The 19,208-nt window shown below is 47.6% G+C and carries 13 protein-coding genes and 1 pseudogene; 11 read left to right on the top strand and 3 right to left on the bottom strand.

Annotated features, from left to right (window positions below; translation table 11 throughout):
• The first annotated feature begins 106 nt into the window (after positions 1 to 106).
• From A4R26_RS10240 to A4R26_RS10190, 11 genes and pseudogenes are all read left to right on the top strand, one after another.
• Positions 107 to 2,407 (top strand): TonB-dependent receptor, encoded by a 2,301-nt coding sequence (locus A4R26_RS10240; RefSeq protein ID WP_278248415.1) that lies wholly within the window; start codon positions 107 to 109, stop codon positions 2,405 to 2,407.
• A gap of 5 nt (positions 2,408 to 2,412) precedes the next feature.
• Positions 2,413 to 3,423 carry a 3-dehydro-L-gulonate 2-dehydrogenase gene (gene yiaK, locus A4R26_RS10235; RefSeq protein ID WP_081163687.1) on the top strand — a complete coding sequence of 337 codons (1,011 nt, stop codon included), beginning with the start codon at positions 2,413 to 2,415 and terminating at the stop codon, positions 3,421 to 3,423.
• Between the two features lie 15 nt (positions 3,424 to 3,438).
• The gene (locus A4R26_RS10230; RefSeq protein ID WP_081163686.1) at positions 3,439 to 3,717 is read left to right on the top strand and encodes a hypothetical protein; all 279 of its coding nucleotides are present in this window, start codon (positions 3,439 to 3,441) and stop codon (positions 3,715 to 3,717) included.
• A gap of 280 nt (positions 3,718 to 3,997) precedes the next feature.
• Positions 3,998 to 4,444 carry a hypothetical protein gene (locus A4R26_RS10225; RefSeq protein WP_081163685.1) on the top strand — a complete coding sequence of 149 codons (447 nt, stop codon included), beginning with the start codon at positions 3,998 to 4,000 and terminating at the stop codon, positions 4,442 to 4,444.
• Between the two features lie 44 nt (positions 4,445 to 4,488).
• Positions 4,489 to 4,794: a hypothetical protein gene (locus A4R26_RS10220; protein WP_081163684.1), complete on the top strand. Its 306-nt coding sequence runs from the start codon at positions 4,489 to 4,491 to the stop codon at positions 4,792 to 4,794.
• A gap of 174 nt (positions 4,795 to 4,968) precedes the next feature.
• Entirely contained in the window at positions 4,969 to 5,901 is a 933-nt protein-coding gene (locus A4R26_RS10215) for a glycoside hydrolase family 43 protein (protein WP_081163683.1), read from the top strand.
• Positions 5,902 to 6,071: 170 nt separating this feature from the next.
• A pseudogene (locus A4R26_RS10210) lies at positions 6,072 to 7,784 on the top strand (GH39 family glycosyl hydrolase).
• A 115-nt stretch (positions 7,785 to 7,899) separates the two neighbouring features.
• The gene (locus A4R26_RS10205; RefSeq protein WP_081163682.1) at positions 7,900 to 9,801 is read left to right on the top strand and encodes a rhamnogalacturonan lyase; all 1,902 of its coding nucleotides are present in this window, start codon (positions 7,900 to 7,902) and stop codon (positions 9,799 to 9,801) included.
• Between the two features lies 1 nt (position 9,802).
• Positions 9,803 to 10,600 carry a rhamnogalacturonan acetylesterase gene (locus A4R26_RS10200; protein WP_242674877.1) on the top strand — a complete coding sequence of 266 codons (798 nt, stop codon included), beginning with the start codon at positions 9,803 to 9,805 and terminating at the stop codon, positions 10,598 to 10,600.
• The gene (locus A4R26_RS10195) at positions 10,600 to 13,569 is read left to right on the top strand and encodes an exo-beta-1,4-galactosidase (protein ID WP_242674876.1); all 2,970 of its coding nucleotides are present in this window, start codon (positions 10,600 to 10,602) and stop codon (positions 13,567 to 13,569) included. The genes A4R26_RS10200 and A4R26_RS10195 overlap by 1 nt, the downstream gene beginning before the upstream one ends.
• A 169-nt stretch (positions 13,570 to 13,738) precedes the next feature.
• The gene (locus tag A4R26_RS10190) at positions 13,739 to 14,854 is read left to right on the top strand and encodes a glycoside hydrolase family 88/105 protein (RefSeq protein WP_242674875.1); all 1,116 of its coding nucleotides are present in this window, start codon (positions 13,739 to 13,741) and stop codon (positions 14,852 to 14,854) included.
• Between the two features lie 113 nt (positions 14,855 to 14,967).
• Here A4R26_RS10190 and A4R26_RS10185 read toward each other — a convergent pair whose 3' ends face one another.
• From A4R26_RS10185 to A4R26_RS10175, 3 genes are all read right to left on the bottom strand, one after another.
• Positions 14,968 to 16,716 (bottom strand): sodium:solute symporter family transporter, encoded by a 1,749-nt coding sequence (locus tag A4R26_RS10185; RefSeq protein WP_081163679.1) that lies wholly within the window; start codon positions 16,714 to 16,716, stop codon positions 14,968 to 14,970.
• A 148-nt stretch (positions 16,717 to 16,864) separates the two neighbouring features.
• A complete protein-coding gene (gene araA, locus A4R26_RS10180) occupies positions 16,865 to 18,364 on the bottom strand; it encodes an L-arabinose isomerase (protein ID WP_081163678.1) in 1,500 nt (499 codons plus the stop codon).
• A gap of 117 nt (positions 18,365 to 18,481) precedes the next feature.
• The gene (locus A4R26_RS10175; protein WP_081163677.1) at positions 18,482 to 19,180 is read right to left on the bottom strand and encodes an L-ribulose-5-phosphate 4-epimerase; all 699 of its coding nucleotides are present in this window, start codon (positions 19,178 to 19,180) and stop codon (positions 18,482 to 18,484) included.
• Positions 19,181 to 19,208 lie beyond the last annotated feature (28 nt).

Genomic DNA, 19,208 nt, shown 5'->3' with positions numbered 1-19,208 from the left:
TTAGTCAACAATGGCAATCGCATTGACGAAATAATTTTGTTAGACCAATCTAACATATTACTTTTGTAATGCCGAATCATAGTTTTAGCCTTATAAAATGAAATTAATGTCAAGATCTACTATAGTCTTTTTACCTGTTTTTTTAATACTTACCTGTTTCTCGGTTTCAGCCCAAACCGGGGCTATAACCGGGTCGATCTCCGGTTCAAATGGCGGTCATTTAGGGGCTGCTACCATTACCATTCCCAAATTACAAAAAGGAGCCGCCTCTGACAGCACCGGCAAATTCAGGCTGGAGCAGGTGCCATACGGCAACTGGGAAATGGAGGTAAGTTTTCTTGGTTACCGGCCTTATAAAAAAAATGTCATTGTCGATAAAAATGAAATTATACACGATGTTGTATTGACCCGGGCTATTGACAATTCACTGAATGAAGTGGTGGTTTCAGGAACGATGAAAGAAATGTCGAAGCTCGAAAGCCCTGTTCCGGTAGAAGTATATACTGCGCGCTTTTTTAAATCCAACCCCGTTCCTTCGTTTTTCGATGCCTTACAAACGGTTAACGGTGTACGCCCGCAACTGAACTGTAATATCTGTAATACCGGCGATATTCATATAAACGGCCTGGAAGGCCCGTACACCATGGTACTTATTGATGGTATGCCCATTGTAAGCGGGTTATCATCGGTGTACGGTTTGAGCGGAATTCCGCAGGCGCTGGTTGAGCGGATTGAAATTGTAAAAGGGCCTGCATCAACCTTATATGGCAGCGAAGCCGTTGGCGGGTTGATCAATATCATTACCAAAAAACCGGGCAGCGCTCCGCTTGTTTCTGCAGATGTGTTTGGTACTACCTGGGGTGAAGTAAATGCCGATCTGGCTATAAAAACAAATGTAGGCAACAAGGCGCTCGCATTATGGGGCGTCAATTATTTCAATTATCAGAACAGGGTCGATAACAATAACGATAATTTTACTGACGTAACCTTACAGAACCGGGTGTCGGTTTTTAATAAATGGAATTTTGAAAGAAAGGAGAACCGGGAGTTCTCGCTGGCGGGCCGTTATATTTATGAAGACCGCTGGGGCGGGGAAATGAACTGGGCGAGAAAATACCGCGGCGGCGATGAAGTGTATGGCGAAAGCATTTATACAAACCGGTGGGAACTGTTTGGTACCTACCAGTTACCAGTAAAGGAAAAGATCATGTTCCAGTTAAGCGCCAATGGGCATGATCAGAATAGCGTTTATGGCAATACGTCGTATATGGCCGATCAGTATATTGGTTTTGGCCAGCTCACCTGGTTTAAAACCGCGGGCCGTCATGACCTGTTGACCGGTTTAACCTATCGCTACACTTACTATGATGACAACACGCCGGCTACGGCAGATGCCGTCGATATCGATAAGAACAAACCTGCCAATACCAATTTGCCGGGCTTATTCGTACAGGACGAAATCGCATTGAATGCACAGAATAAATTGTTGCTGGGATTGCGTTACGATCACAGCTCCATTCATGGCAGCATTGTAACGCCCCGTATAAACTATAAATGGAATTCAGCCAACAAGAACAATATTCTGCGGGTAAGCGCGGGTAACGGTTACCGGGTGGCCAATGTATTTACCGAAGACCATGCGGCATTGACCGGGGCAAGAGAGGTTGTTTTTATAAATGACCTGAAACCCGAAACCTCCTGGAATGGCAACATCAACTTCGTAAAGAAATTATATGCAGGCAACACGTTTATCGGGCTCGATGCAACGGCTTTCTATACGTATTTCACGAACAAGATCATTGCCAACTACGATACCGATCCCAACAAGATCATCTATGACAACCTGAACGGGCATGCGGTATCACAGGGCATTTCCCTGAACATAGATGTTTTATTTCCGGCAGGGTTGAAGATCCTGGCCGGCGCTACCGCCATGGATGTGTACCGGAAAGAAGGCGGCCGGAAAATACAACAGTTGTTTACCGAGAAATTCACCGGTGTTTGGAATATCGGTTATACGTTCAGGAGCATTGGCCTCACGATCGATTATACCGGCAACCTGTATGGCCCTATGCGCCTGCCATTGCTGAGCGAAGCAGATCCGCGTAAAGACTGGTCGCCCTGGTGGAGCCTGCAGAACATACAGGTAACGAAAAAGCTGGGCCATGGTTTTGAAGTGTATGCGGGAATCAAGAACCTGCTGAACTGGACGCCAAACAAGGGCAACCCCTTCATTATTGCAAGAGCCAACGACCCGTTCGACAAAAATGTACAGTTTGATGCCAGCGGACAGGCAATGGTAACGCCCGGTAACCCATATGGTCTTACCTTTGACCCTTCTTATGTTTACGGTCCCAACCAGGGCATAAGAGGTTTTATCGGAGCGCGTTATCAACTATTCAAATAATGTGAATGACGAACCCAACCATTACTGTACCTGCAGCCGATATGCTGCAACGCTTCAATACTATTTTACTAAAGCAGGGATTTACACCCGAAAAGGCCATGCAATGCGCCGAAGTGTTCACTAACAACAGCGTCGATGGCGTTTATACGCATGGGGTGAACCGGTTTCCACGTTTTATTGAATATATACAGCAAGGGCACATAAATGTACAGGCAGAACCTGTATTAAAACATCACTGGGGTGGGGTGCAGCAATGGAACGGCAACCTCGGGCCCGGCCCGCTCAATGCCATACACGCCACCAACAGCGCCATGCAACTGGCGCAACAACATGGCATCGGCTGCGTGGCCATGTCGAACACCAATCACTGGATGCGTGGCGGTACGTATGGCTGGCAGGCTGCCAAAGCGGGGTTTGTATTTATTGGGTTTACGAACACCACCGGCCTGATGCCCACCTGGGGCGCAGTTGATAATAAGCTGGGGAATAACCCGCTTGTAATTGCGCTGCCATATGAACAGGAAGCCATTGTGCTCGATATGGCCATGTCGCAATATTCGTTTGGCGCGCTTGAGCTGGCGGCAATGAAGAACGAGCAGCTGCCGGTTTATGGTGGTTTTGACGGTAATGGCCAACTCACAACCGATCCATCTGCCATTCGCAAATCGCGGCGGCCATTGCCCATTGGTTACTGGAAAGGAGCAGGCTTATCGTTGTTGCTCGATATTCTCGCTGCCGTATTATCGGGCGGTTTATCGGTACACGAAATATCAAAACAACCAACCGAAATGGCGGTATCGCAGGTGTTCATTGCCATTGATGTAAAAAAGCTGGGCAATCATTCAGCGGTGGCGCAAGTGGTGAATAATATCATTTCCGATTATCATCAGTCGAAACCCGATAAAGGGAAATCAATTACCTATCCCGGCGAAAGGGTAATGAAAACCCGCCAGCGCAATCTCGCCAATGGTATTCCCGTTGTAAAGGAGGTTTGGGAAAAAGTTCTTGGTTTATAATATAGAACAATTATTATGACAAAACATTGGCTTTATTATATTTCTCCCTGTATACTGGCCTCAGTTATTTGTTTGCTGGGCATAATCGTTGGCTTAGCCGGTTTGCACAGCTCAGGCGGTTGGAGCTTCATCGCAGTGCTCATGTTTGCTCCGGCATTACCGGTACTGTTGATCGCTGATTGGCTGGTTAAAACATTTACAAAAGGCAGGGTCCTTTACATCTGGATCATAGAATTGATCCTGATCGTCATTGGTATGTTTTTCTTCCCCCAGTATCGCGCCGGAGTATGCTAACCGCGCCAGCTTTATGGCGTTTTTGACGTTTCGTGTTTCGCTTGCTGCGTTCTGCGTTAAACCTGTCTAAGAAATGCGTTCTCACTTGAATAACTCCAGATAGTTCGAAATTCGGGAGTTAGCTTTCAGCGTTCTGCGTTAAGCCTTCAGCCTGATGCCTTCAGCTTTCTGCCATCAGCGTTCAAACAAGTTTTCCCCATTCTTATGATCAGGAACAATATTTGGTTTTAGATAAAACGAAGGATGGTGTGATATTATTCTAAAACCTAATTTGTTAGCTATGAAACCTTACCAGTTTCTACCGTTGCTATTAAGCGTTTTGTTTGCCTGCAACAGGAGTGATAAAAAAAAGTCGCCCCTGCCAATACAAGCCCCGCCAACCATCGCAAGCCTTAACAATATTCCCGGTGCAGAATCATTCGACAGCTTCAATTCCCAATTTCATTCCGACTCCGGCTTTCAGCTTTCAAGAATACCCTTCCCCATAGATGGACAATGTGTGAACGATCTCGAAAACACCCGCTGGTCAAAAAAGAACTGGGAATTTTTAAAGACACCTGTCGCGCTCGATCCCGATACATCGGAATGTAAACACAGTCTTACCATGACCGATTCCATGGTCACCGAAAAGTTCTGGATCGATCAAAGCGGTTTTAAAGTAGAGCGCCGCTTCAAACTGAAAGATGGCAAGTGGTTCCTGGTATATTACGACGACATCAACATGTAGACCTTAGTTAACCATTATTATAAACCATTCACACAACCTTTCCCATGAAAAAAAACTGGCCTTATTTTGTAGTAGCGTCATTACTCAACACCTTACTGGTTACCGGGGCAATTATTGAATTCAAATTACGCGGTATTGCCGCACCCGGGTGGCCTGTAGGTAATGGGCTGCCAGCCTGGAACGAAATAAACCCGTTTCAGCTGGCAGGCGCTATGTTCGTTCTTAGCTTCCTGTTGATCGTAACTATTGCCGGTATTAAAAACCTGGTTGGCGGCATTGCAGCAAAACTGCATTTGTTCAATGAAGGCCTGGCAGGTAATCAATTGGCAATTGGCCCGCCCGAAGCGTAAATCCAGGCGGGAACAACAGGCTATAGACAAAAGCGGCCCCGGGAACTACAAACTATGACCTATGAACTGTGAACTGTGAACTGGAACTGGAACTGGAACTGTGAACCGGTTACTGTATAATTGACACTTGATATTCGTCATTTGTGTTATATTGCGGCTAAACGATGTTCCATAATGAAAGCAGCAACCTGGTTACTTCTCCTCCTGGCCCACATCTCCATCGCCGTCGCACAAAAGAACAAACCTGTTTACCTCTTTTCTTACTTTAAAGGCAATGGTGAAGATGGCCTGCACCTGGCTTACAGTACCGATGGATTTAAATGGCAGGCATTGAAAAATGACAGTTCTTTTTTAACGCCTACAGCCGGTAAAGACAAGCTGATGCGCGACCCGTGTATCATTCGCGGAGCCGATGGCCGGTTTCATATGGTATGGACGGTAAGCTGGAACGAGCGCACCATTGGGTATGCTTCTTCAAAAGACCTCATCAACTGGAGTGAACAACAGGCTATACCTGTAATGGAACATGAACCCGCATCACTCAATTGCTGGGCGCCGGAGATCTTTTATGATGCCGGCACAAAACAATACATGATCTATTGGGCCACCACCATTCCCGGCCGCTTTCCCCAAGGCGATTCCGCCGGCGACAACAAGTACAACCACCGCATGTACTATGTAACCACCAAAGATTTTAAAACATTCAGCAAGGCCGCTATTTTATACGATCAGGGTTTTAACGTGATCGATGCCACCATTCAGAAGAACGGGAAGGATTTTGTGATGTTCCTGAAAGATGAAACCCGCTATCCGCCGCAAAAGAACCTGCGCATTGCAACCAGCAAAAATTGTACGAACGGCTATTCTGCGCCCTCTGCGCCTATTACCGGTAACTATTGGGCCGAAGGGCCAACCGTTTTAAAACAGGGCAGTCAATGGATCGTATATTTCGATAAGTACACCCGGCACCAGTATGGGGCCATTACCTCTACCGACCTGGTTAACTGGACAGACGTATCTGAAAAACTCGAAATGCCAAAGGGAATCAGGCATGGGACGGTTGTTGAAATAACAGGCAAAGAGTTGAAGAAGCTGCTAAGTAATTAGGAAAGGCGAAAGGTGAAAGATTTTGAGCCGCCCCAAGTTCCTATATTATGCTGTATTATCGCGAGCCATTGACCATTGACCATTGACCATTCACCATTCACGGCGCAGGACACAACAGGACAGTAGCCTTTTACTTTCCCCTTATTTTACAAGCCTTAACGATTGCGTAGATGATCAAACGGTTGAATTTATTGAAATTTGCCATACCTGCCTGTATCGCCTGTAATGCATTTTCTGCTGCCAACAGCCAGTCATTGGCCGAAACTCAGGATAAAGCGCTTGTTCAGGTAAACTACGAAAAAGAAACCGGTGACATGAAACCCGTATGGGCCTGGTTCGGTTATGATGAACCGAATTATACCTATATGAAAGACGGGAAGAAATTATTGTCCGAGCTGGCAGCATTGAGCCCGGTACCGGTTTACGTACGCGTACATAATTTGTTGACTTCCGGCGATGCCACGGCCGCCCTGAAATGGGGTTCTACCAATGCCTATACCGAAGACGCCGGCGGCAACCCAATTTATAACTGGACGATCACCGACAGCATCTTTGATACCTACATACAAAGAGGCATGAAACCAATGGCACAAATTGGTTTTATGCCCGAAACATTATCAACCAATCCCAAACCATACAAACACGATTGGCAGCCGGGGCAACCTTACAGCAGGATCTTTACCGGCTGGTCGTATCCGCCTGCTGATCATAAAAAATGGGCGACGCTTATTTACGAATGGGTAAAACATTGCGTAAGCCGGTATGGACAAAAAGAAGTAGAAAGCTGGTATTGGGAATTATGGAATGAACCAAACAGCAGCTATTTTCATGGGAATGTAAAAGCGTATTGTAAACTGTACGATTTTACCGCTGATGCCGTAAAACGCGCTTTGCCCAATGCGCGTATCGGCGGACCGCATGTTACCGGCCCTTCCGGTAAAGGCGCTGCAGAATTCCTGAAAACATTTTTGAAACATTGCATCAGCGATACCAATGCCGTGAGCGGCACCATCGGTGCGCCGCTTGATTTTATTGCTTTTCATGCCAAAGGAGCGCCGCGGGTTGTGAACGGGCATGTGCGTATGGGCATCAGCAACCAACTGCGTGATATCTCAAGCGGTTTCGAGATCGTGGCTTCGTTCAATGAATTACGTCATTTACCCATTGTGATCGGCGAGTCGGACCCTGAAGGGTGTGCCGCCTGCGGCATGGCTACCAATCCCGAGAATGCTATCGCAACGGTACCATGTATTCTTCCTATACCGCCGCTTCTTTTGCCCGCAAATATTTACTGGCCGACCATTTCAATGTAAACCTGCTGGGCGCTGGTTTCCTGGTCGTTCGAATTCGAGAACCAGCCCTGGTTCTATGGTTTTCGCGATCTGGCCACCAATGGCGTTGATAAACCCGTATTGAACGTGTTCAGGATGTTTGGAATGATGAGCGGAAAAAGAGTGGCCGTAAAAAGCGATCGCATGTACCCTTTATTCACCATCCGCGATTCGGGCGTTCGTAATTCAACAACTGATATTGGCGCTATTGCAGCCAGGGATACGAACACCGCAACAGTTATGGTATGGAATTATCACGACGACGATACAACCGGTGCGCCGGCCAATGTACAATTACAATGCAGTGGTTTACCCGCGCAGGAGTTGACGATAAAACAGTACCGCATCGATGAAACGCATAGTAACTCATATGAGGCATGGAAGAAAATGGGCTCGCCGCAGCAGCCTTCGGCAGCACAGATAGCGCAACTTGAAAAAGAAGGACAGTTGAAGCAGGTCGATTCTTCTAAAATAAGGCCAAATAGTGGTTTATTGCTGCTGAACATGCAACTCCCACGGCAGGGGATCGTCTTTATAAAGATAGGTTGGTAATATGTTGATCGGGCTGTAAGGGTATTACACTTCTCAATCGTTTTGTATCTGTTACCAGGTATGGGTTTCCGGTTCACGGGCAACTGGTAACCGGGAACAAAAAATAAACTGCCATATGAATTGCTGCCATAAAATTCTTTTGTGCCTCGTTGCGCTGATCCTGCCTGTTACGATGCTTGCACAACGCAAAATGGAATACCTCAACAGGGGGGTAGTTGCCATGCCCGATGGAAAAGGGAACATATTTGTAAGCTGGCGGTTGCTGGCCACTGACCCTGAAAATATTTCCTTTCATGTATACCGCTCCGTCAACGGTGGCAAAGAAAAAAAGCTGGCCGACTTCATCAAAGATGTTACCTCCTGGGTAGATAAAGGCGCCGATCCCACTCACTCACATGCCTACCGCGTAGCGGCTGTAATAAATGGTAAAGAAGTAAAAGAAATTTCACCGCCATACACGGTAAAACCTGCGGCGCCCGGTTATATTTCGATCCCATTGAAAACACCGGCCGGTTATGCTCCCAATGATGCCAGCGTAGGCGATCTGGATGGCGATGGCGCCTATGACATCATCCTGCATCAAACCGGTAAGGGACATGACAATTCACACAGTGGTATAACCGATCCGCCCATCTTTCAGGCCTATACGCTGAACGGTGAATTCTTATGGCAGATCAACCTGGGTAAGAACATTCGGGAAGGCGCGCATTACACGCAGTTTATGGTATATGACCTCGACGGCGATGGCCGGGCAGAGATTGCCATGAAAACAGCCGATGGTACTGTTGACGGCCAGGGTAAAGTAATAGGCGATTCAACAAAGAATTATGTGAACAGTTCAGGCCGTATACTCGAAGGCCCCGAATACCTCACAGTATTCGATGGTAAAACCGGCGCCGCTTTGTATACAACCGATTATGTACCGGCACGCGGCCGGGTCGATGGTTGGGGCGGTTCTGGCGGAAATGGCCGCAACGATAATTATGGCAACCGCGTCGACCGCTTTCTGGCTTGCGTAGCCTATCTCGATGGTGTACATCCCAGCCTCGTAATGTGCCGGGGTTATTATGGGCGCAGTGTACTCGCTGCATGGGATTATAAAGACAAAAAACTTACCCGGCGCTGGGTATTCGATACTGAAAATGGTTATCCTGATTATGCGGGACAGGGCAATCATAATTTAACGGTAGCTGATGTGGATGGCGATGGCAAAGACGAGATCGTATACGGTCAAATGACCGTCGATGACGACGGCAAAGGATTGTATACAACCGGTATCGGCCATGCCGATGCACTGCATGTATCTGACCTCGATCCCGAACGGCCCGGTATGGAAGTATTCGGTACACAGGAACGGTTTGGCGATGCGGGCGCTAATTTCCGCGATGCCAAAACCGGTGAAGTGATCTGGAAAAAGCCATCCATTGCGGCAGGTGACGATGGCGAAGGACCCGGCCGCGCCTGCGCCCTGGATATCGATCCCCGTTATAAAGGCTACGAATGCTGGGTTGGCGGCGCCGGCATAACCGGTCTGTTCGATTGTAAAGGAAATAGAATAGCCGAAAAAACGCCGGCCTGTAACATGGGTATTTACTGGGATGGCGATGTACTGAGCGAGATCCTGAACGGTTCCTTTGTAGGTAAATGGGATTACATAAACAGCGTTACCGCCAAACTCATGGATGCAAAGGATTTTAATTGCGTACATAACAATGGCAGCAAATCAAATCCCTGCCTCTCTGCCGATATCCTTGGCGACTGGCGCGAAGAACTGATCTATCGCACCCGCGATAACCAGGAGCTGCGCATTTTTACAACTACTATTCCAACCACACATAAGTTTTGTACCCTCATGCATGACCCGCAATACCGGCTCAGTATTGCATGGCAGAATGTGGCCTATAACCAGCCGCCGCATACGGGTTTTTATCTGGGCGAAGGAATGAAGAAACCGCCATTGCCGCAGATCAGCATCATTGAACCACCACGTAAAAACGACAATGCAAAAAATAAATAACATGATCCATAACAATAAACGCAGGCTGCTTCAGGTATTGATGGCGATCGGCGCTTTCATACTTGTATCGTCATTTGTACTGATGCAGGCAAACCGGCCCACTTTGTATATCATCGGTGACTCTACAGTAAAGAATGGCAGCGGTAAAGGCGAAGGTCAGATGTGGGGCTGGGGAAGTTTTATGGCCGACCGTTTCGATACCACCCGTATTGCCGTGCAGAATCATGCTATTGGCGGCAGAAGCAGCCGTACATTTATTACAGAAGGCCGTTGGAACCGCATTCTGGAAACGCTGAAGCCCGGCGATTTTGTGATTATGCAGTTTGGGCATAACGATAGCGGCCCGCTCGACGATACGGCCCGCGCAAGAGGAACTATAAGGGGCATAGGAACCGATAGTATCGCTATTTATAACCCCATTCGTAAAGTGAATGAAGTTGTACATACATACGGTTGGTATATGCGTAAATACATCGATGATGCCAAAGCAAAAGGCGCTACTGCTATTGTATGTTCGCCCGTACCCCGTAATATTTTTAAAAATGGCAAAACAGAACGCGCCAATAACAGTTATGGTAAATGGGCCGAAGATGTTGCCAAAGCGGGCAACGCTTTCTTTATTCCATTGAACGACCTCATTGCCGATCAGTACGATGCATTGGGCGCCGATTCAGTAAAACATTTCTTCCCCGGCGATCATACCCATCCCAACAAAAACGGTTCTTCCCTCAATGCCGATATGGTGGTGAAGGGAATAAAAGCACTCAATAAATGCAAGCTTAAAAAATATTTGAAGTAATGCAGATGATTAAAAATACAATGGGTGGTTCGCTTTTTAAGAAGCAGCTCGCCCTGGTCAATGAAAGTGAGCAGCCCTTTGGTGTACGGCCCGCTCTGCTGCTTTCCCTGATCTTATGCTGTGCTTTTACGATCAGTTCCCGCGCCCAGTCTCTCTCTCTGGCCGGCGACTGGCAGTTTCAGATCGATCGCAATGATGCCGGCATACAGGAAAGCTGGTTCAATAAAAAACTGTCAGACAATATCAAACTTCCCGGCTCCATGCTTACCAATGGAAAAGGCGATGAAGTGACAATTAAAACAAAATGGACAGGCAGTATTTATGATAGCAGTTGGTTCTTCAATCCCCGCATGGAAAAGTACCGGCAGCCCGGCAACCTTAAATTCCCTTTCTGGCTTACACCCGGAAAATATTATGTAGGCCCTGCCTGGTATCAGAAAGAAGTGACCATTCCTGCCAGCTTTGCGGGCAAACAGGTTGAATTGTTCCTTGAAAGATGCCATACCGAAACCATGGTTTGGGTAGATGGCAAGGAAGCGGGTATGCAGAACAGCCTGGTAGCGCCGCACGTATACGATCTTACCGCTTCATTGACACCGGGCAAACATGTGATCACTATTCGCATCGATAACCGGATAAAAGCGATCAATGTTGGTCCCGATTCGCATAGCCTTACCGATCATACGCAGGGCAACTGGAATGGTGTTATCGGAAGAATAGCACTGGATGCAAAACCACGGGTGTTTATTCAGAATGTGCAGGTGTACCCCGATGTGGCCAAAAAGCAGGCACTTGTAGTAGTAACTGTAAAGGGAACTGTTGGTGGCGACTGTAAGCTAACGCTTGCTGCCAGCGCTTTTAATAGTAAAACGCCTCACCGGGTGCCTGCGGTCAATGAATCATTTCCATTGGTTGATTCGGTTGCCACGCAGCAGCTCACCCTGCCAATGACCGGTAAGGTACAGTTGTGGGACGAATTCAATCCAACTTTGTATAAATTACTGGTAACACTACAGGCGCCCAATGGCCAGAAACAGCAAAAGGAAGTAACGTTTGGCATGCGGTCGTTCAAAATTGTGGGCACCGGTTTCACTATCAACGACCGCCCGGTTTTTTTACGTGGTACGGTAAATAATTGCGAGTTTCCATTAACCGGTTTTCCGCCCATGGATGAAGCCGGTTGGGAGCAACAGTTCAAAACAGCCAAAGCGCATGGGTTGAACCATATGCGTTTTCACAGCTGGTGCCCGCCCGAAGCGGCATTTAAGGCTGCCGATAAAACCGGGTTCTACCTGCAACCCGAAGGGCCGGGCTGGGTAAACCATGGCACCTCGTTAGGCGATGGCCGGCCGGTTGACAGGTATATGTATGAAGAAACCAACCGCATGGCCGACTGGTATGGGAATTACGCTTCGTTTTGTATGGAAGCGCCCGGTGGCAATGAACCCGCCGGCAGAAACCAGGTCAAATTCCTCACTGAGTTTATTCATTACTGGCAGGCGAAAGATAAACGGCGCGTATATACGGGTGCGTCAGTAGGCAATAGCTGGCCGCTGGTGCCGGAAAATGAGTATATGGTAAAGGCAGGCGCCCGTGGTTTGAGCTGGGTAAATGCAGCGCCTGAAAGCAATTCCGACTACCGCGAAACGGTTCAGAAGTTCAATGTGCCCTATGTGGTGCATGAAATGGGCCAGTGGTGCGTGTTCCCCGATTTTAATGAGATACCACGATTTAATGGTGTATATAAAGAAAAGAATTTCGAATTGTTCCGTGAAGTGTTGGCCGAACATGGCATGGCAGATAAAGAACGATCGTTTTTGATGGCCAGTGGTAAATTGCAGGCCTTGTGTTATAAGAATGAAATAGAAAAAGCCCTGCGTACGCCGGGGCTCGCAGGTTTTCAGCTATTGGGTTTGCAGGATTTTCCCGGGCAGGGCACCGCTCTCGTGGGTATGTTGAATGCCTTATGGCAGAACAAACCTTATGTAACGCCGAAAGAAATAAAACGCTATTGTAATGCCGTGGTGCCACTTACCCGTATGCCCAAATTTGTTTACAGCAATGATGAAAAACTTACGGCGCAGGTTGAGCTGTATAATTACGGTAGCGGTAGCTTAAAGAACGCCGTCATCAACTGGATGATAAAAGACAGCACCGGTAAGGAACTGGCCGGCGGCGCTTTCGATAAAAAAGATTATGGTATAGGCAATTGTTTGCCGGTTGGCTCTGTTGAGTTCGATCTTTCGAAAATAACTGAACCCATGCAACTGAACCTCGATATTTCCGTTGCCGGCACTTCTTATGGAAATGACTGGAATGTATGGGTGTTTCCAAATGTAAGGGCAGACCATGCTTTAAAAAGCGATATATACTTTTGTGATACGCTCGATGAGAAAGCCATTTCGGTATTTAAGAACGGCGGCACGGTGTTTTTGCAGGCAGCCGGTAAGATCGTAAAAGGAAAAGAAGTTGTAAATTACTTTACGCCCGTTTTCTGGAATACCAGTTGGTTTAAGATGCGTCCGCCCCATACCCTCGGCATCTATTGCAATCCCAACCATCCGGCCTTTGCAGCGTTCCCGGCCACTTACCACAGTGATCTGCAGTGGTGGGATGTGGTGAATAAAGCGCAGGTAATGCATCTCGAAGATTTCCCCCGGGGATTTCAGCCGGTTTTACAACCCATCGATACCTGGTTCTTAAATCGTAAGCTTGCTTTGTTGCTGGAAGCCAGAGTAGGGAGGGGTAAATTGTTATTGTGCAGTGTCGACATGAAGAATCTTGAGAACAGGCCGGCTGCATCACAATTACTGTATAGCCTGACGAAGTATGTAAATTCACCGGCATTCAATCCAACTACATCCGTAGATCTGAAAACGGTGCAGGCATTATTCAGTGAGCCTTCCCGCGAAACCTGGGATGGACATACGAAGGACAGCCCGGATGAACTGAAACCGAAATTGAATTAAAGACCTGAAAGGTCCATCATAACGGCTCGACCTGTCAGGCTGATGTATTAAACCCCGCTTAGGCGGGGAGCACGCATGCTTAATATATCTGTAAGTTCAAAAAATGCACCTTACAGGTCTTTGCCTAATAATTTAGTAACCCGCTAATCAGGTAATTATGTTGAATAGAATGAAGTTTTTGCTAGCTGGTGCATTGTTGATGACCGCTTCGCTGCAGGCGCAAAAAGCCCCTGCCAAAAAAAACGTATTGAAGGTAATGCGTTTAACCAACCAGTACTTTATGAACAAGTGGCCCGACCCCGGTAAAAGCATTGTAACGAACCGCGAGCGACCCAGCAATATCTGGACCCGCGCCGTTTACTATGAAGGTTTGATGGCCCTGTATGCTATCGATAAAAAGAAACAGTACCTCAATTATGCCATCGACTGGGGCGCCAAACACAAATGGGGGTTGCGCGACGGTATTCAAACCCGTAATGCCGATAACCAGTGCTGCGGTCAAACCTACATCGACCTGTACCTGATGGATAAAAAAGAGGAACGCATCAAAGACATAAAAGCGTCTATCGACCTCATGAAAGGCACGGAGAAAGTCGACGACTGGAACTGGATAGATGCCCTGCAGATGGCCATGCCCGTGTTTGTGCGTCTCGGAGTGATCTATAACGATACCAGCTATTTCAGCCGCATGTATGAAATGTATGCGTTCACTAAATACAAACATGGCGGTAATGGCTTGTATAATCAGGCCGAAAAGCTGTGGTGGCGCGATAAGGATTTTGTTCCGCCGTATAAAGAACCCAATGGCGCTAACTGTTACTGGAGCCGCGGTAATGGCTGGGTAGTGGCCGCACTGGTGCGCACCCTGCAAATGCTGCCAAAGTCTGATCCCCATTATAATGAATACCTGCAGGACTATAAAGACATGCTGAAGGCCCTGTTGCCGTTGCAACGTGAAGATGGCTTCTGGAATGTAAGCCTTGCCGATCCTACAAATTATGGTGGTAAGGAATTAACCGGTACCGCGCTGTTTGTGTATGGGATGGCCTGGGGCATCAACAACAACATCATCGACAAAGCAACCTACCGGCCCGTTATGCTGAAAGCCTGGGACGCCATGATGAAAGATTGTATTCACCCCGATGGCATGCTGGGTTATGTGCAGGGAACCGGTAAAGAGCCCAAAGACGGCCAGCCGGTAACGTATGACAAGATCCCCGATTTTGAAGACTACGGCCTCGGTTGTTTTTTACTGGCGGGAAGCGAGATGTATAAGTTGAAGTAGAGTTGACGGGTTGACTGGTTGACGAGTTGACAAGAAGTTGCCGTTTCACGATAACAAAAAATCCCTCCCGATAAACCGGAAGGGATTTTTTTTATTTATTACCGTTGTAACAACTACCAGAACTTAACATACAACGCCGCCAGTAACATTAATGTAACTACAATTAATGCAACGGTGCGTGGGTCGAGTTTCAGTAAGCTTTTATCATTTACGAATGCTTTTGGATTTACTTTAGGTCCGGCCATGCTGAGGGCAACCATTACTGCCACTGTAATAACGAACGACCAGCCCATGTTGATAAGGAAGGGTATCTCGGTTACAGCAACAACAGCGCCTTTTTCCATTTTTTCGTAAGTATAGGCGGTGTACATCAGGGTTTCTTTACCGAAAATATCAACAGCATAGTTGTTGAAGAAGATAGCCAGTACAAAACCCAGTACCACCCCAACAATAGCCGCTGTACCTGTTGTACGTTTCCAGAACATACCTAAGAGGAACATGGCAAATACGCCCGGACTAATAAAACCGGTGTATTTCTGAATGAAAGTGAATCCGCCTTCGCCACCGATACCGAGCAGGTCGTTCCAGGTAAAGAGAATGGCGAGGATCATGGCGGCAACTACCGTATAACGGCCAATGATCACCAGGCCTTTTTCATCGGTTTCCTTACCAAAGTATTTTTTATAAATATCGAGTGTGAAGATGGTAGAGATACTGTTTGCTTTACCTGCCAGTGATGCAACAATGGCAGCTGTAAGCGCAGCGATCGACAAACCTTTTAAACCCGATGGCAAAAAGCCCAGAACGGCAGAATAAGCGCCGTCTTTTACGCCATTAAAGCCAGGCAGGGCATTGTGTTTGTGCAATACATAAGCTGCGATACCAGGCAACATTACGATCACGGGCATCATTAACTTCAACAAACCGGCGAAGATGAGACCGGTGCGGGCGGTTTTCAGATCGGCGCCGAGGGCACGTTGCGTAATGTACTGGTTGCAACCCCAGTAATTGAGGTTCACGATCCACTGACCGGCAAAATACATGGCGATACCGGGTAACACTACATACTTTTGAATATCGAGGTTATGGGGATCATTGATGGTTGCTGAATTGGACTCCGGTTTTGGCAGGATCATTTTAAAATGTTCCGGCGAATCGGTCATCAGCGCTTTGAAACCGGCGAGGGCGCTTTTACCCAAACCGAACTGCTCACTTACCACGGTCAATGCCAGGTAAGTAGTGGCCAAACCACCTACGATCAGAACGGCTACCTGAATTACGTCGGTATAACCGATCACCTTCATACCACCCAGCGTTATCACAAGCGCAAAAACCGCCAGTCCGATCATAATAATATGCAGGATATTCTGAAACTCCGGCGTGCCGGCGGTAGCGTCGCCCACCAGACCGGTGATAGCGGTTGCGCCGAGGTAAAGAATAGAAGTGAGGTTTACGAGGATGTACAGGAATAACCAGAAAATGGCCATGATCAATGCCACGGTATCGTTGTAGCGCGTTTTCAGGAACTGCGGCATAGTGTAAATGTGGTTCTTCAAATACACCGGCATAAACCAAACGGCGATGATGATAAGGGCTATCGCCGCGATCCATTCATAAGCGGCTACCGCGGTACCTACAAAAAAACCTTCCCCACTCATCCCAATGAACTGCTCTGCCGATATATTGGAGGCGATCAGCGAGGCGCCAATGGCCCACCAGGTCAGTGACCCTTCGGCCAGGAAGAATGCCTTCGAATCATGTTCCTGCGTCTTTCTTTTTCTGTAAACATAGTAACCATAGCTGGCCACCAGTATAAAATAGAGTACGAAAATGATGTAGTCAATTGACGAAAGCGTGTTCATAGCGGGCTGCAAAAGTTTTTTAGTCGTGAATGTTGGTTGTTATTTAGAGGCTTTTTAAGCTTTTAAAGCCTTTTAAGCTGTTATTTGCGAAAACTTCACCCAAAAGGTGAAGTTTTCGCAAATGAGGCTGCAATATGTGGAATTATTTTTAAATCGAATGACGATAATACAAATCATTCCATCTTAATTGATTCTTAATGTCGTACAGATTGCTGTTTTTGCCGATCAATAAGTACTCGATGCCAGCCATCTCGGCAAAATCTTCCATATGCTCGGCGGTCAGGTTCTGGCTGTAGCCGGTATGGTGTGCGCCGCCTGCCAGGATCCACGCCGCGCAACCTGTTTTCATATCTGGGTAAGGTTTCCACAATACACGCGCTACCGGTAATTTCGGCAGGCTTTCAATTGGGTCAACTGCTACCACTTCGTTTACGATAAGGCGGAAACGGTTACCCATATCGACTATAGAGGCGTTAAGGGCCGGTCCCGAACCTGCATTGAACACCAGGCGAACGGGGTCTGCTTTGCCACCGATGCCCAGCGGGTGAACTTCAACCGTTGGTTTGTCATTGGCGATCGACGGACAGATCTCCAGCATATGTGAGCCCAGCACCAGTTGGTTATTGGGGTCGAAATGATAGGTATAGTCTTCCATGAATGAGTTACCGCCTTTTAAACCGGTTGCCATTACTTTCATGGCGCGCACGAGGGCTGAAGTTTTCCAGTCGCCTTCGCCGCCAAAACCGTATCCTTCCGCCATCAGGCGCTGAGAAGCGATACCGGGTAACTGCACCATGCCGTGCAGATCTTCAAAAGTGTCGGTATAACCTTTGAAATTGCCTGCTTTCAAAAAGTTGCGCATGCCGATCTCGATCTTTGCGGCCTCGCGCAGCTCTTTATGGCGATCGCCGCCTTTGCGCAGGGGCGCCTGTACGGTGTATATCTCTTCATATTCGGCTACGGTTTGGCCAATGGCGCTGTCGCTTACATCATTGATCACTTTTACCAGATCGCCGATGCCATAACCGTTAACGGAATAGCCGAATTTCAATTCTGCTTCTACTTTATCGCCTTCGGTAACCGCTACCTGGCGCATGTTATCGCCAAAGCGGCAGAAACGGGCGTTTTGCCAGTCGTTCCAGCCGGCTGCAGCGCGCATCCAAACGCTTACGCTGTTCACCACCTGGCTTTCCTGCCAGTGGCCTACAACCACTTTTCTGTTCATGCGCATCCGGCTTACCATAAAACCGAACTCGCGGTCGCCATGGGCGCTTTGGTTCAGGTTCATGAAGTCCATATCGATGCTGCTCCACGGAATATCGCGGTTAAACTGGGTGTGCAGGTGTAACAAAGGTTTTTGCAACACTTTCAACCCGCCGATCCACATTTTGGCAGGGGAGAAGGTATGCATCCAGGCCATGATACCGATACAGGTAGGGGTAGTGTTGGCTTCAACGCAAACCTGGTAAATTTCTTCAGGCGACTTTACTACGGGTTTGAATACAACCCGAACCGGAATGGCAGGGTCTTTATCAATTGACCGCGCAATCTGTGTTGAGTGTTCGGCTACCTGTTTCAGGGTTTCTTCGCCATACAGGTGTTGGCTTCCTGTTACAAACCAGACTTCCAGTTTTTTCAAATCTTCCATAACTAATTTGATAATGTGATAATTTGATATTGTGATAATGAAATACAGGCAGCTTTCAATTTTTCATTCTGTATTTCACTTCGTCATTCAACATTCGAAATTCAATATTCGTTATTTCTACTGCCCATAATAGGCGTCTTTCCCATGTTTCCTTTGCCAGTGCTTGTCGATAAGCGCGTCTTTTAACCGGGGCGCTTTCGGGTTTATCTGCTCGGTGAGGTAAGCCATGCGGGCAACCTCTTCAAGTACTGCGGCGTTATATACGGCTTTGTCGCCATTTTTGCCCCAGGCAAACGGGGCGTGATTGCCTACCAACACCATTTCCACTTCCTCGTACGACAGTTTTCTTTCCTTAAAACAATTGATGATCTGGTAACCGGTCTCAAATTCATAGTTCCCTTTTATCATGTCATCGCTCATCGGCGGTGCGCAGGGAATGTCTACGGTATTATGGTCGGCATGCGTTGTGCCAAAGATGGGAATGTCGCGTTGCGCCTGTGCCCACGCGGTAGCATAGGTGCTGTGCGTATGCACAATGGCGCCTATCTTTTCCCACTCAGCATATAAAACGGCATGTGTTTTCGTATCGCTTGAAGGACGCAGATCGCCGCTGATGATTTTGCCATCGAAATCAACGATGACCATTTTTGCAGGGGTCAGGTCCCTGTAGGGAACGCCGCTGGGTTTAATAGCAAAAACACCGAGGTTCCTGTCGGCGACACTTACATTACCAAAGGTGAATAATACCAGGTTCAGTTCCGGTAGTTGCATGTTGGCCTTGTAACAGGCTTCTTGTATGTGTTGATACTTGCTCATGATATAAAAAAGTTGCCGGTTGCCGGTT

The organism is Niastella populi (genome assembly GCF_002078015.1).
Classification (GTDB): Bacteria; Bacteroidota; Bacteroidia; order Chitinophagales; family Chitinophagaceae; genus Niastella; species Niastella populi.
Note: the sequence above shows the minus strand (reverse complement) of the source record. Positions and strands in the feature narration are given on the sequence as shown.

What these genes read in the sequence shown, in the direction of transcription:
- A4R26_RS10215 (WP_081163683.1), top strand. Translation starts at nt 4,969, where the DNA reads ATGAAAGCAGCAACCTGGTTACTTCTCCTCCTGGCCCACATCTCCATC.
- A4R26_RS10230 (WP_081163686.1), top strand. Translation starts at nt 3,439, where the DNA reads ATGACAAAACATTGGCTTTATTATATTTCTCCCTGTATACTGGCCTCA.
- A4R26_RS10205 (WP_081163682.1), top strand. Translation starts at nt 7,900, where the DNA reads ATGAATTGCTGCCATAAAATTCTTTTGTGCCTCGTTGCGCTGATCCTG.
- A4R26_RS10225 (WP_081163685.1), top strand. Translation starts at nt 3,998, where the DNA reads ATGAAACCTTACCAGTTTCTACCGTTGCTATTAAGCGTTTTGTTTGCC.
- araA (WP_081163678.1), bottom strand. Translation starts at nt 18,364, where the DNA reads ATGGAAGATTTGAAAAAACTGGAAGTCTGGTTTGTAACAGGAAGCCAA.
- yiaK (WP_081163687.1), top strand. Translation starts at nt 2,413, where the DNA reads ATGACGAACCCAACCATTACTGTACCTGCAGCCGATATGCTGCAACGC.
- A4R26_RS10220 (WP_081163684.1), top strand. Translation starts at nt 4,489, where the DNA reads ATGAAAAAAAACTGGCCTTATTTTGTAGTAGCGTCATTACTCAACACC.
- A4R26_RS10200 (WP_242674877.1), top strand. Translation starts at nt 9,803, where the DNA reads ATGATCCATAACAATAAACGCAGGCTGCTTCAGGTATTGATGGCGATC.
- A4R26_RS10185 (WP_081163679.1), bottom strand. Translation starts at nt 16,716, where the DNA reads ATGAACACGCTTTCGTCAATTGACTACATCATTTTCGTACTCTATTTT.
- A4R26_RS10195 (WP_242674876.1), top strand. Translation starts at nt 10,600, where the DNA reads ATGCAGATGATTAAAAATACAATGGGTGGTTCGCTTTTTAAGAAGCAG.
- A4R26_RS10175 (WP_081163677.1), bottom strand. Translation starts at nt 19,180, where the DNA reads ATGAGCAAGTATCAACACATACAAGAAGCCTGTTACAAGGCCAACATG.
- A4R26_RS10240 (WP_278248415.1), top strand. Translation starts at nt 107, where the DNA reads ATGTCAAGATCTACTATAGTCTTTTTACCTGTTTTTTTAATACTTACC.
- A4R26_RS10190 (WP_242674875.1), top strand. Translation starts at nt 13,739, where the DNA reads ATGAAGTTTTTGCTAGCTGGTGCATTGTTGATGACCGCTTCGCTGCAG.